Origin of the sequence: Streptomyces sp. NPDC096310 (genome assembly GCF_044763125.1) — a bacterium.
Classification (GTDB): Bacteria; Actinomycetota; Actinomycetes; order Streptomycetales; family Streptomycetaceae; genus Streptomyces.
Window position 1 is genome coordinate 332,080 of the sequence record NZ_JBIWFO010000002.1, and the last position, 12,424, is coordinate 344,503.

The 12,424-nt window shown below is 71.1% G+C and carries 11 protein-coding genes; 4 read left to right on the forward strand and 7 right to left on the reverse strand.

Annotation, left to right across the window (positions count from 1 at the left end; genetic code table 11):
• Nucleotides 1–127 precede the first annotated feature (127 nt).
• The 3 genes from ACIQ7D_RS06925 to ACIQ7D_RS06935 all read right to left on the reverse strand — a co-directional run bounded on the left by ACIQ7D_RS06925 (nucleotide 128) and on the right by ACIQ7D_RS06935 (nucleotide 5,306).
• Nucleotides 128–1,555, reverse strand: a complete 1,428-nt coding sequence (locus ACIQ7D_RS06925) for a beta-ketoacyl-[acyl-carrier-protein] synthase family protein (protein WP_403934356.1) — start codon at nucleotides 1,553–1,555, stop codon at nucleotides 128–130.
• Nucleotides 1,539–2,876 carry a beta-ketoacyl-ACP synthase 3 gene (locus ACIQ7D_RS06930; RefSeq protein WP_403934358.1) on the reverse strand — a complete coding sequence of 446 codons (1,338 nt, stop codon included), beginning with the start codon at nucleotides 2,874–2,876 and terminating at the stop codon, nucleotides 1,539–1,541. The genes ACIQ7D_RS06925 and ACIQ7D_RS06930 overlap by 17 nt, the downstream gene beginning before the upstream one ends.
• A 75-nt stretch (nucleotides 2,877–2,951) precedes the next feature.
• Complete coding sequence (locus ACIQ7D_RS06935; protein ID WP_403934360.1) at nucleotides 2,952–5,306, reverse strand: germacradienol/geosmin synthase; 2,355 nt, start codon at nucleotides 5,304–5,306, stop codon at nucleotides 2,952–2,954.
• A gap of 156 nt (nucleotides 5,307–5,462) precedes the next feature.
• On the opposite strand from ACIQ7D_RS06935, the gene ACIQ7D_RS06940 reads away from it, so the two are divergent.
• Together ACIQ7D_RS06940 and ACIQ7D_RS06945 are read left to right on the forward strand one after the other, a co-directional pair.
• Nucleotides 5,463–6,107 carry an HhH-GPD-type base excision DNA repair protein gene (locus ACIQ7D_RS06940; protein WP_403934362.1) on the forward strand — a complete coding sequence of 215 codons (645 nt, stop codon included), beginning with the start codon at nucleotides 5,463–5,465 and terminating at the stop codon, nucleotides 6,105–6,107.
• Between the two features lie 150 nt (nucleotides 6,108–6,257).
• On the forward strand, nucleotides 6,258–7,799 hold the full coding sequence (locus tag ACIQ7D_RS06945) for a M28 family metallopeptidase (protein WP_403935046.1): 1,542 nt from the start codon (nucleotides 6,258–6,260) through the stop codon (nucleotides 7,797–7,799).
• A gap of 78 nt (nucleotides 7,800–7,877) precedes the next feature.
• Here the strand turns inward: ACIQ7D_RS06945 and ACIQ7D_RS06950 are convergent, their stop codons facing one another.
• The 3 genes from ACIQ7D_RS06950 to ACIQ7D_RS06960 form a co-directional block, all read right to left on the reverse strand.
• The gene (locus tag ACIQ7D_RS06950; protein ID WP_403934364.1) at nucleotides 7,878–8,660 is read right to left on the reverse strand and encodes a VOC family protein; all 783 of its coding nucleotides are present in this window, start codon (nucleotides 8,658–8,660) and stop codon (nucleotides 7,878–7,880) included.
• Between the two features lie 112 nt (nucleotides 8,661–8,772).
• Nucleotides 8,773–8,904 carry a DUF397 domain-containing protein gene (locus tag ACIQ7D_RS06955; protein ID WP_403934366.1) on the reverse strand — a complete coding sequence of 44 codons (132 nt, stop codon included), beginning with the start codon at nucleotides 8,902–8,904 and terminating at the stop codon, nucleotides 8,773–8,775.
• A complete protein-coding gene (locus ACIQ7D_RS06960) occupies nucleotides 8,861–9,808 on the reverse strand; it encodes a Scr1 family TA system antitoxin-like transcriptional regulator (protein WP_403934368.1) in 948 nt (315 codons plus the stop codon). Before ACIQ7D_RS06960 ends, ACIQ7D_RS06955 begins: the two co-directional genes overlap by 44 nt.
• 813 nt (nucleotides 9,809–10,621) lie before the next feature.
• Between ACIQ7D_RS06960 and ACIQ7D_RS06965 the strand changes: the two genes are divergently transcribed.
• Nucleotides 10,622–10,930, forward strand: a complete 309-nt coding sequence (locus ACIQ7D_RS06965) for a type II toxin-antitoxin system VapB family antitoxin (protein WP_403934370.1) — start codon at nucleotides 10,622–10,624, stop codon at nucleotides 10,928–10,930.
• Between the two features lie 123 nt (nucleotides 10,931–11,053).
• The gene (locus tag ACIQ7D_RS06970; protein ID WP_403934374.1) at nucleotides 11,054–11,677 is read left to right on the forward strand and encodes a LytR C-terminal domain-containing protein; all 624 of its coding nucleotides are present in this window, start codon (nucleotides 11,054–11,056) and stop codon (nucleotides 11,675–11,677) included.
• 88 nt (nucleotides 11,678–11,765) lie between these two features.
• Here ACIQ7D_RS06970 and upp read toward each other — a convergent pair whose 3' ends face one another.
• The gene (gene upp, locus ACIQ7D_RS06975) at nucleotides 11,766–12,401 is read right to left on the reverse strand and encodes a uracil phosphoribosyltransferase (RefSeq protein ID WP_403934377.1); all 636 of its coding nucleotides are present in this window, start codon (nucleotides 12,399–12,401) and stop codon (nucleotides 11,766–11,768) included.
• Nucleotides 12,402–12,424 lie beyond the last annotated feature (23 nt).

A 12,424-nucleotide genomic window follows, 5' to 3' on the forward strand; every position in this document is an offset into this window, starting at 1 on the left:
CACCTGAGAAGAACGAGCGACGGTTGATGAAGAAACGACTTTGCCGTGCTCAGGGCCACAAGACATTCGTTCGGCCGATCCGCCTCACGCGCCCGCCACCAGCACGTTCCGCCCGCTTCACACCCCGTCAGACCCTCCCGAACGCCAGTGCGACATTGTGTCCGCCGAAGCCGAAGCTGTGGCTGACCGCGCTCCGCACCCGCTGCCGGCGCGCCTCCTTCGTCACGCAGTCGAGATCGAACTCGACGGCCGGCGCGTCCAGGTTGGCGATCGGCGGGATGAGCCCGTGCTCCAGGGTCAGTACGGTCGCCACCGCCTCGATCGCCCCGGCCGCCGCCAGCGTGTGCCCCACCACGCCCTTCGCGGCGGTGACCGGCGGCCCGTGCGGGAAGACCCGCTCGATCAGCGACGCCTCCATGGCGTCGTTGAGCGGCGTCGAGGTGCCGTGCGCGTTGACGTGCTCGACGTCGCCCGCGCTCCACCCCGCCTCCCGCAGCGCCGTCTCCACCGCCACCTGCGCGGTCCGGCCGTCCGGCGCGGGCGCCGTCGGATGGTGCGCGTCCGTGCTCGATCCCGCGCCGGTCAGCAGCGCGCGCGGCACCCGGCCCCGGGCGCGGGCGTCCGCCTCCCGCTCCAGGACGAGCATCCCGGCGCCCTCCCCGATGACGAAGCCGTCCCGGTCGGCGGCGAACGGCCGCGACGCCCCGGCCGGGTCGTCCGTACGCGTCGACAGCGCGCCCATCCGTGCGAACGCCGTCACCACCAGCGGGGTCAGTACGGACTCGGCGCCCCCGGCGACCACCACGTCGCACTGCCCGCCGACCAGCAGGTCACGGGCGACGACGAGCGCGGTCGCGCCGGACGCGCAGGCGGTCACCGGGGCCAGGCTCGGCCCCCGGGCCTTGAGCGCGATGGCGACCTCGCCGGCCGCCGCGTTCGGGATCATCATCGGCACCAGCAGCGGCGAGACGGACTGCGGACCGTGCTCCTGGAGCTTGAGCGCGTTGTCCGCGAGTACGGAGACCCCGCCCACGCCGACGCCGAGGACCACCCCGACCCGGCCGCCGTCCCAGGTGGCGGGGTCGAGCCCGGCGTCCGCGACCGCCTGCCGCGCGGCGATCAGCGCCAGCTTCACGAACCGCGCCATGCGCCACACGGAGCGCCCGCCCACCGCCGTGTCCACGTCGAGCACGCTGTACGACGAAGCGGGCGGGACGTGCGCACGATGCGGCGCGTGGGGACCGTAGCGGGTCTCCGGGGAGGACGGGGAGGACGGGGAGTACGGGGAGTACGAGGAGTACGGGGTGCCGGGCCCCGGGGCGATCGGCGACGCCGGTCCTGGCGGCTCCCCGTTCGCCGCTGCCTCCCCCGGGTCGCCGATCGCGCACACGAAGTCGACCGGCATGCCCGCCAGTTCGGGTCGGCGCCGGGCGACGGAGCGTCCCGCGCAGAGCCCCGCCCAGAAGGCCGGCTCGCCGATGCCCGCGGGCGTCACCACCCCGAGCCCGGTCACCGCCACCCCGGCCCGCGCCGCCCGCTCAGCCGTCCCCGTCATGATGCGTTCCTTCCCATGGTGCGTACCTTCCGTCGAGAGGCGCGGCCCGTACGGTTCCGGGCCAGCTCAGGGCCGCCGTCCCCCAGGTGAGGCCGCCACCGAACGCGGTGAGCAGCACGCGGTCGCCCGCGCGGAACCGCCCCCGCGCCGCCGCGTCCGCCAGGGCCAGGGGGATGGAGGCCGCGCCGGTGTTGCCGACGCGGTCGAGATGGGTGACGCAGCGGTCCGCGCCGATCCCCACCCGGTCGGCGACGGCCCGCAGGATGCGGGCGTTGGCCTGGTGCGGTACGAAGTGGTCCACCTCGGCCGCGTCCCAGCCCACGGTGGTCAGCAGCGACCGGCAGGAGCCCGTCATCCGCTCGACCGCGTGCTGGTAGACGGCCCGGCCGCGCATCCGGAAGAACGCGTCGCTCCCGGCCGCCGGACCCGCCCGGTCACTCCCGGCCGCCGGAGCGGACCGCTCCGGGGCGGGATGCCTGGTCCGGGAGCGGGCCCGCGAGCCGCCCCCCGCCACGGTGATCAGCTCGCGCCCCGAGCCGTCGCTGCCCAGGTCGAACCCGAGCAGCTCGCCAGGGGAACCGGTTCTGCCTGCGGCGATCAGCGCCGCCCCCGCGCCGTCCCCGAACACCACGCCCGCCGAGCGGTCCCGGGGGTCCAGCCAGGTCGAGTACGTGTCCGCGCCCACCAGCAGCACCCGGTCGTAGAGCCCGGACACCACCAGGCCGTGGCAGACGGCGAGGCCGTAGACGAAGCCGCTGCACACGGCGCCCAGGTCGAACGCGGGCACCGCGCCGAGCCCCAGCCGCGCCGCCAGTTCGGGCGCCGTCGCGGGGCAGGGGTGGTCGGGGGTGGCCGTGGCCAGCACGACGGCGTCCACGGCGTCCACACCGTCCACCGCCCGGTCCACCGCCGCCGCACCGCACGCGGCCCGCTCACAGCCGCCCTCGGAACCCTCGGGGCCTCCGTGGATCCCGGAGCCGACGAGGCCCCCGTGGAACCCGGAGCCCGCGAGGCCCCCGCGCGCGCCGTAGCCCTGGTGCGCCCCGGGGCCGCGCCGGGACACGGGGTCCGCCGGGGCCCCGCCGCCCGCGTCGCCGATCAGCAGCCGCGCCGCCTCGTACGCCAGGTCCCCGGTCGCCGTCCCCGGCCCGGCGCGGTGGCGGGACGCGATGCCCGTACGCGTACGGACCCACTGGTCGTCCACGCCCCACGCGGCGGGCAGTGTCTCGTTACGGACCGGCTCGCCCGGGACCCATCCGGCGACGGCCTCCAGCACCGCCGTCCGCGCACCCCGGGCCCCCCGGGCCTGCCCGCTCGCCACTCAAGGCCCCCATCCGGTTCACGATCGGCGCCGACCACGTCGACCGGATGTCAAACTCCTTGCCGGGCAGGGGGGTTACTGGGCCATTTGGGGGACAGCGGACGGGAACGCGGGGCGCGCGGGCCCGCCCGTCGGCGTCCATCCCGGAAGCCGGACACGCGCCGCCGAGACACCGAGCCCGGTCGGCACCGGAGGCAGCCACCGGGTGATTCCGGCCCGGTCCTCCAGGAGTTCGTGCTCCTTGTAACGCTTGCAGCCGTGATGCCAGTTGAGGATCCCCGAGAGCCAGTTCTCCAGCTCCCGCACATAACCGTCGAGCACCCGGCGCGCGTTGTCGTCCAGCGCGAAGTCGTCGTACAGCACCGGAAGTTCATGGACCACGACATGCTGGAACTGGCGCATCCGCGACTTCATCAGGTCGTCCACGACGGACAGTGCAGCCGGGTAGCCGCAGTTGAAGAAGTTCTGCACGACGAGCACGGCGTTGTGCACCTCGCCCTCGAACTCGATCTCCTTCTGGTACGAGAACACGTCGTTGAGCAGACACGCGTAGTCCTGCGCCGCGTTCTCCAGGGACTTCATCGGCCCCGTCCGGTACAGCTCCGGCGGCACCTGACGGCCGTGACCCAGCCGGCACAGGGCCATCGTCATGTCCGAGCCGAAGGTCGCGCGGCGCATCTCCATGTAGTCGACAGGGTCGGGGACACGGTTCTGCGCCTGGTTGGCCAGCTCCCACAGCCAGGACGCCGTCATGTCCTCGACCGCCGTGCGGAACGTGCGCCGCGCGGACTCCTCCATGGGGCCCGCCGTACGGATCCACAGATCGGCCAGCCCGCGCTCCAGCCCGGTGGCCGGTGGCGGTGGCGGCGACAGGTCGACCGGCATGAAGAGGGAGAGCCGCGCGTTGCACGCCCTGGCGCCCGCGAGATCACGCGTGTTGCCGTAGACGGCGGGGAAGTAGTCGTCCCCGTACGTCCCCCACGTCAGCCAGTCCGACGTCAGGTCCAGCTCCTCCTCGGTGGCGTCCGGATGGATACCGGCGGAGCAGAGCGGCAGATCGATTCTGCGCAGCCGCTCCTCGTCCCAGACACCGGATCCCGGCAGCCCCGGCTGCGCCTCCAGGATGCCCATCCGGTGGGCCCACTCGGCCACATGGTCGCGGGAGTGGTCGAGATGCGGGCTCAGCGAGAGCGCGAACGGCATCTCGAAGTCGGGCAGTACGGAGGGTCCGACGTGCTGGAAGGGCACATGGCTGTGGCTGCGCACCCGGGCCGCCCCGCCCGCGCCGAAGCTCCGGGGGGTGATCGTCCCCAGCCCCATGGCGCGCGCGATGTCGGCGGCGGTCGTACCGAGCCCGACGGGCGTCATGGAGAACGGCGGCGGCGCGCCCTCGGAGCCGCCCGCCCCGGAGCCGCCTTCCCCGGTCGCCGTGTCCTCGCCCACCCCGTTCATGTACCGGCTGGAGCGCATGTGCCACTCGTGGCCGCCCGACTGCCAGTCCTGGAGCCCCTTCACGTACGCGAGAGTGTCGGCGCACTCCTGCGGGCCGAGCCCCCGCTCGGCGAAGAGCGGCCCCAGCTCGGTCAGCGCGGTGTTCTCGAACTGCTGGACACGGGAGGTGAGCAGGTCGTTGACCGCGTCCGCCGCCTCCTGCGTCGTGCAGCCGAGGAAGGTCTCCAGGACGAGCACACCGTTGCTCAGCTCGCCCTCCTCCTGGATCTCCCGCTCGTACGAGAAGAGGTCGTTGCGCAGATGCACCGCGTCCGAGAACGCCTCCTTCAGCACCCGCAGCGGCCGGGAGTCCGCGATGGCGGCGGGGACTTCGGCGTTCGCCGCGTACTCGACCAGCCCCGCCGACCAGGGCGCCCCGCCCACCTTGCGGCGCATCTCGATGTACTCGACGGGGTTCGCGACGCGCTGCGCGTTGATGTTCGCCAGTTCCCAGTCGGACTCGTTGAGCAGGTTCTCCGTGGACTCGGCGAACCGCCGCCGCCACTCCAGGGACATGCTCGGGACCGTACGCGCCCACAGGTCGGCGAGCCCCGCCTCGACGGGGTTGGCCGGCTCGGGGAATCCGGCCGACAGGTCCATCGGCATGAAGGCCGCGAGCCGTTCGAGATACGCCTTGCCGCCCTCGCGGTCCTGCGGCCGTTTGTAGACCTCCAGGAAGTGGTCGTCGAAGAAGAAGACCCACACATACCAGTCGGTGACCAGCGACAACGCCGGTCCGTCGCAGTCGGGGTGGGTGTACGCGCACAACAGCGCGTAGTCGTGGGAGTCGAGGTCGTGTTCCTCCCAGACGCCCGAGCCCTCCAGCATGCCCATGTCCCTGGCCCATTTCTTGGAGTGCTTCCTGGCCTCCTCCAGGTGCGGATTGAGGCGGGCCGGATACGCCAGGTAGAAATCCGGCAGTTCAAAGGGGTGCGTCACGGTTGAGCGGCCTTTCACGAAAGCACGAGCGATGGAGCCTGCACCGCGATCTACCCGCCCCTCCACTCGCCCATACGGACCACAAAATAGTCATATGAGCACATCGTCGGCGCGTGTTGTCCGCGTGTTCTGCCGCGCCCGGGTGATCATCGGCCCATGAGCGCCACCATCCGTCTCGCACAGCAACCCGAGGCCGACGCACTGCTCGGCCGCAGCCCCCTGGCCGCCCTGGTCGGCATGTTGCTGGACCAGCAGGTCCCGATGGAGTGGGCGTTCTCCGGCCCGTACACCATCGCGGTCCGGATGGGCGCCGATGACCTCGACGCGCACGCGATCGCCGCGTACGACCCCGACGCCTTCACCGCCCTGCTCTCCGGCAAGCCCGCCGTGCACCGCTACCCCGGGTCGATGGCCCGGCGCGTGCAGCAGCTCTGCCAGTACCTGGTCGACCACTACGACGGCGACCCCACGGCGCTCTGGCATTCCATCGCCACCGGCGCCGAGGTACGGGAGCGCCTCAACGAACTGCCCGGCTTCGGGAAGCAGAAGGCACAGATCTTCCTGGCGCTGCTGGGCAAGCAGTTCGGGGTACGGCCGGAGGGCTGGCGCGCCGCGGCGGGCGCGTACGGCGACGAGGGCGCGTACCGCTCGGCGGCGGACATCACCGGCCCCGAATCGCTGGCGAAGGTACGGGCGTTCAAGCAGGAGGCGAAGCGCGCGGCCAAAGCGGCGAAGACCGTGAAGCCGACGAAGGCGACGAAGGCGACGAAGCCGGCGACCAAACCGGCCACGGAGCGCTGAGCCACGCGCGGGACCGGAACCGATCACGATCTTCGGCGAACTGAGCCCCATCTGTTCCCAGATGACGCGGCACTCGCTACTTTTCTCCGGCATTCGCTCACATTCGTTCGCACCGGAAGGACCCTTGTGATCGCAACGTCCCGCAGACTCATGGCCGTCGCAGCCGCCACCGCGCTCGCCGCCCCGCTTCTGCTCTCCGCCGCCTCCCCCGCCGCCGGACACGCGCACGACCCGGCGAGGGAAGCCGCGCGGAACGCCGCGAAACTCTCGAAGAAGCTGGTGCGTTCGGCCTCCGCGAAGGACGCGTACCGCCATCTGGAGCGGTTCCAGCAGATCGCGGAGGAGTCGAACGGCAACCGCGCGGCCGGCACGACCGGCCACGATGCCTCGGCCGCCTATGTGTACGGCCAGCTCAAGAAGGCCGGCTACAAGGTCTCGTACGACACCTTCGACATCACCTACATCGAGACCCTCGCCGAGAAGCTGACGGTCACCGCGCCCGCCCAGCGCGATGTGACGATCACCGCCATGTCGTACACGAAGTCCACCCCGGAGGGCGGCGTACGGGCCGAGCTGGCCGCCGTACCGCTCGACGCGACGACGGGATGCGAGGCCGTCGACTACGCCTCCGCCGACTACACGGGCAAGGTCGCGCTCGTCCAGCGCGGCGGCTGCTCCTTCGCCGACAAGCAGCGGGAGGCCGGCGCCGCCGGGGCGGTCGCCGCGGTCATCTACAACAACACCGAGGGCGCGCTCAGCGGCACGCTCGGCGGCCCCGAGGCGGGCGTGATCCCCACCGGGGGCGTCACCCAGGAGGCGGGCGAGGCGCTGGCCGCCGAGGTGGCGGCCGGTCCCGTGACGGTCTCCCTGGACGTACGCCAGCTCCAGGAGGAGCGCACCACCCGTAACGTGATCGCCGAGACCAGGGGCGGCAGCTCCGACCGTACGGTGATGCTCGGCGCCCACCTCGACTCGGTCACCGAAGGCCCCGGCATCAACGACAACGGCTCCGGCTCCGCGGGGCTGCTGGAGGTCGCGCTCAAGCTCGCCAGAACGCACGACCGGCCGGCGAACAAGGTGCGCTTCGCGTGGTGGTCGGCGGAGGAACTCGGCCTGCTGGGCGCCGAGTCGTACGTCGGGAAGCTCACCGACCGGCAGCGCGCGGACATCTCGCTCTATCTGAACTTCGACATGATCGCCTCACCGAACCCCGCTCAGTTCGTCTACGACGGTGATGACTCGGACGGCGAGGGCGCGGGCGCCGGCCCCGAGGGTTCGGCGCAGATCGAGAAGGGCATCACCGACTTCCTCGACAGCAGAAACGTTCCGCACGAGGGCACGGACTTCGACGGCCGCTCCGACTACGGGCCCTTCATGGACGCGGGCATCGCCTCGGGCGGCACGTTCACCGGCGCGGAGGGCATCAAGTCGCCGGAGCAGGCGGCGCGGTACGGAGGCGAGGCGGGCGTGGCGTACGACCCGTGCTACCACGCGGCCTGCGACGACCTCTCCAACATCAGCATGCGGGCCTTCGACACCAATGTGGACGTGATCGCGAACGCCGTGGGGACGTACGCCCACGACCTCGGCTCGCTGAAGAAGCCGGCGACGGCGCAGACGGCGCAGCCGGCGACGTCCGCCGAGAAGGCGACAGGAGGGGCGCGCGACAAGGGGCACACACCGGCCTCGTAGTCACCGGGAGAACGGGAACAGGGCACGCCGTGGAAGCACACGGCGTGCCCTTCCGTTGTGTCCGGCCGGCGAGGTGCGCTACGCCTCCCGCTGCGGGGCGGGCCTGATGACCGCGAAGCGCGCGCCGGAGGGGTCGGCGAGGTGCGCGACGCGGCCGACGTCGGGCACGTCCGCGGCGGGCAGGACGACGGAGCCGCCGTGCCCCGTCACCGCCGCGACCAGGGCGTCGGTGTCGTCGACGCCGAAGTACGGCAGCCAGCGCGCTCCCTCGCCGCCCTCGGCCCGCACGACCCCGCCGAACGTGGCGTCCTCCTGATCGCCCTCGCCGGTGGAGAGCACGGTGTACGTCATGCCGGGCGCCGGAAACTCCTGGAAGCGCCAGCCGAGGACGGCCCGGTAGAAGGCGAGCGCACCCGCGTCGTCGGCCGTGTGCAGCTCGGCCCAGCACAGGGCGCCGCGCTCGCAGGTGACTTCGAGCCCGCGGACGGAGACGGGCTGCCAGATGGCGAAGTCCGCGCCCTGGGGGTCGGTGAAGCACGCCATGCGTCCGGCGTCCATCACGTCCGCCGGGGCGACGCGTACGGTGCCGCCGTGCTGGGTGACGGACCGGGCGGTGGCGTCGGCATCGGGGCTCTTGAAGTAGAGGGACCAGGCGGGTTCGGCACCACTGTCGGTGAGGGGCCCGAGGGCCGCGACCGTCCTGTTGTCCTGCTGGAAGAAGCCGTACCCCCCGGCGTCCGGCCCGGCCGACTGAAAGGTCCAGCCGAAAACGGCGGTGTAGAAGGCGGCGGAGGCGTCGATGTCGGGGGCGGCGACGTCGAGCCAGTTGGGGGAGCCGGTCACGAAGTCGGTGCTGAGCACGTGGTGCACCCTGCCTTTCCTGTGTTCCTGGGGATTCGGCCAGAGATTACGGCGGAACGGAACGGAAAGGCGGCGTCGAAACGCCGGAAAAGCGGGTCGAGGTGGCGGCCTCTCAAGGAAGGGGTCTCTTGACGCCCGAAAGAAAGGTGTCGAAGGCACCGGTACGGAAAACGAGTACGGGACCTTCGACGCTCTTGCTGTCACGCAGAGGGACGGATCCGGGGATACCGAGGCCTATTTCCACGCAGTTTCCGCCGTTGTTGCTGCTGTAGCTGCTCTTGACCCACGCCGCCGCCGTCACATCGCGGTTCCTCATGGTGGCCATACCCTTCCATCGCGTCACGGATCAGCGCGGCAGAGTCGGAAGCGGACAAGGCATCCGCCCTGAGCACATCATAGGACTGCGCATGACGGGCGGTAACCGCCGGATCGTCGCTGAAGTGCCCGCGGTCGAGCGATTCCGAGTACACCCAGAACTGGCCGTCGGGCAGGGTGATGAGCGACATGGACGTACTGGGGCGTACGACACCCCGGGAGCCGGCCGGGACGACTTGCACCCGAATGTTGGGCAGCTTTCCCACCCGGATCAGATGTGCGCACTGATTCCGCATGACGGTGTCACTGAAGACGGCGTTCCGGATACAGCTTTCGTCCAGAACGGCAATGAGGAGAGGCCCTCCGGTCGAAAGGAACCGGTGTTGGCGGCTAAGACGCGCGCGGACCATCTCCTCCAATTCATCGCCGGTGGCGACCTGGGCGAAGAGGTCGCGCGCGTAGTCCTCGGTCTGCAGCAGTCCGGGCATCACCTGGTTCTGGTACTCGCGCAGCGCCACCGCCTGGGCGTCCATGGCGGCACGGCGCTTGAACCAGTCCGGGTGCTCCACCTCCGGATACCAGTCGATCTTTTCCCAGAGCTTGCGCAGGATCCCGCCGGTCCGCAGGACCACGTCACACGTGTCGGTGAACTTGTCGTCGGGCACGCGCGTCCCCGCCTCCACTCGTGCTACGAACGACCTGTCGCACGGCACTCTCTCCGCGAGCCCTGCCTGGGTGAGGCCGACGGAGTCCCGTGAATGCTTCAGCACTTCACCGAATACGGCCGCCGTACCGGCTGCCTTCTCCCCGCCTTCCGCATTGCGCCGCCCCATTGGGCCTTCCTTCCTCAGGTGACAGATCCCGTCTGGCACGCACACGGCGTTGCGCGCACGCCTGGCGCAGAGCAACGCTGGTCACACGCAATGTAGTTGTATCGCCCCGAGGACGACAATGCGCAGCGATTCGAACTCAATCCCTATCCCCGCGTCTCTCACCATCCCCACCGCGCACACCGCCCCTCTCCGACCGTTCGGACCGTTCGGGCCGCTTCACGAATGACCGTTTCTGCGGATACGGGGCGAACTCCGTCGAGGAAAGGGGACCCTCTTGCCCAGGGCGACCGTGTTGCTGTCGAAAAGGGATTGCTGGTACTGCGAGGCCTGTTGGAAGAACAGCGTCGAAGCGGTACGCACCACACCGGACGGAACACGAGATCTCCTCTGTCTCGAATGCGCGCAGGGGAACTGTCCGAGGCGGGTCGACCTCTTTCCGCCGCTCGGAATCTACGGGCTCACGCCGCGCCGGGTACGGGTGAAAGTACCGTCGCGCGACGGCCGGCACCGCCGCCGGGACCGCCCGCCGCTCTCCCCGGGCCCGCACCTCCCGCCCCACCCGCACCGCCAGTCCCCGCCGGGCACACCGCCCGTCTAGCGCCCCTCCGGCGGGCCCCGGGGCAGGTCTCCGGTGAACCCTCGGGGCGGGCCTCCGGGGCACGTCTCCACGGCGAGGCGGGCACGACGCGCCCGGCAAGCGGGGCGGAGGGGGCGATTCCACTCTGACTTCGCTCCCCCTTTGACACTGAATACGACCTTTGCGCTCCTGCGCCATGGCTGCGCCCGGAGCCGCTTGCCCGGTAGGCTTTCCGTGTGATCTTCAAGCGCATCGGTAACGGGAGGCCGTATCCCGACCACGGCCGGGAAAGCACCCGGCAGTGGGCGGATGTCGCGCCGCGCCCGGTCCGCCTCGATCAGCTCGTGACGACAAAGGGTCAGCTCGACCTGGAGACGCTGCTCGCCGAGGACTCCACCTTCTACGGGGACCTGTTCGCGCACGTCGTGAAGTGGCAGGGCGACCTCTACCTGGAGGACGGGCTGCACCGCGCCGTACGCGCCGCGCTCCAGCAGCGCCAGGTGCTCCACGCGCGCGTGCTGGAACTGGAGCTGGACATGGGCTGACGGGCCGGGTTCCGCACCTCGGCACGGCCCGCAGTGCCCCTTTCGGCCCCTTTGCTACCGCCGACCACCCAAACGGTTGATCATTTAGTAGGAAACGCACACGGCGCGCACTACGCTGCGCCCATGAGCATGCTCACTCCCCCCGGCATGGGCGGCAAGTACCGCATCACGGGGTCCAAGTACCCCCGCATGCGCCGCCCCCGTCACCGCCGCAGGATCGTGCTCGCGGCCGTCGCCGCCGTCGTCGCCCTCGGCCTGGCCGGCTGGGGAACGGCACAGCTCATCGACGTCTTCTCCGGTGACAGCACGAAGGACACGACCGCGAGCGAGCCGACCACCCCCGACTGCACGCCGTCCCCCACCCCCACGGCGCCCGCGCACGCGCTCCCCAGACCGGGCGAGATCACGGTCAACGTCTACAACGCGACCCCGCGCGGCGGACTCGCCAAGACCACCGCCGACGAGCTGAGAAAACGCGGCTTCGTCATCGGCAAGGTGGGCAACGCCCCCGAGACGTACGACAAGAAGGTCCCGGGCGCCGGGGTGCTCCTCGGCGCGACGAGCGACATGGACAGCGCCCTCACCGTCCTCGGGACCCAGCTCAAGGGCGCCACACCGAAGGCCGACACCCGTAAGACGAAGGACGTCGACCTGATCATCGGCTCGGCCTTCAAGACGCTGAACGTCCAGAAGGACGCGGACCAGGCACTGGCCACGCTGAGCGCCCCGGCGGCGCCGTCCTGCTGAACACAAGGGCGTGTCCTCCCCCCGGGGGCCGGGGGGAGGACACGCCCTTCGATCAAGCCCCTCATCGAGGCCCTGGTGCCCTCCGGGCCTAGTCGACGGTGCCGTACATCCGGTCGCCCGCGTCGCCCAGTCCGGGGACGATGTAGCCGTTCTCGTTGAGCCGCTCGTCGACCGCCGCCGTCACCACGGTCACCGGCGTACCCGCCAGCTCGCGCTCCATCACCTCGACGCCCTCGGGCGCCGCGAGCAGCACCACGGCCGTCACATCGTCGGCGCCGCGCTTGATCAGCTCCCGGATCGCCGCGACGAGCGTGCCGCCGGTCGCGAGCATCGGGTCCAGCACGTACACCTGCCGGCCGGAGAGGTCCTCGGGCATCCGGGTCGCGTACGTGGACGCCTGGAGCGTCTGCTCGTTGCGGATCATCCCGAGGAAGCCCACCTCGGCGGTCGGGAGCAGCCGCACCATGCCGTCCAGCATGCCGAGACCGGCCCGGAGGATCGGGACGACCAGCGGACGCGGGTGCGAGAGCTTCACCCCCGTCGTCCCGGTCACCGGGGTCTCGATGTCGACCTGTTCGGTCCGTACGTCCCGGGTGGCCTCGTACGCGAGCAGGGTGACCAGCTCGTCGGCGAGGCGCCGGAAGGTCGGGGAGTCGGTGCGCCGGTCGCGCAGGGTGGTGAGTTTGTGCGCGACCAGAGGGTGGTCGACGACGTGAATCCGCATGGCGTCCACAGTAACCGGGGGCC

What these genes read in the sequence shown, in the direction of transcription:
- ACIQ7D_RS06940 (WP_403934362.1), top strand. Translation starts at nt 5,463, where the DNA reads ATGAGCGCCACCATCCGTCTCGCACAGCAACCCGAGGCCGACGCACTG.
- ACIQ7D_RS06970 (WP_403934374.1), top strand. Translation starts at nt 11,054, where the DNA reads ATGAGCATGCTCACTCCCCCCGGCATGGGCGGCAAGTACCGCATCACG.
- ACIQ7D_RS06945 (WP_403935046.1), top strand. Translation starts at nt 6,258, where the DNA reads ATGGCCGTCGCAGCCGCCACCGCGCTCGCCGCCCCGCTTCTGCTCTCC.
- upp (WP_403934377.1), bottom strand. Translation starts at nt 12,401, where the DNA reads ATGCGGATTCACGTCGTCGACCACCCTCTGGTCGCGCACAAACTCACC.
- ACIQ7D_RS06960 (WP_403934368.1), bottom strand. Translation starts at nt 9,808, where the DNA reads ATGGGGCGGCGCAATGCGGAAGGCGGGGAGAAGGCAGCCGGTACGGCG.
- ACIQ7D_RS06925 (WP_403934356.1), bottom strand. Translation starts at nt 1,555, where the DNA reads ATGACGGGGACGGCTGAGCGGGCGGCGCGGGCCGGGGTGGCGGTGACC.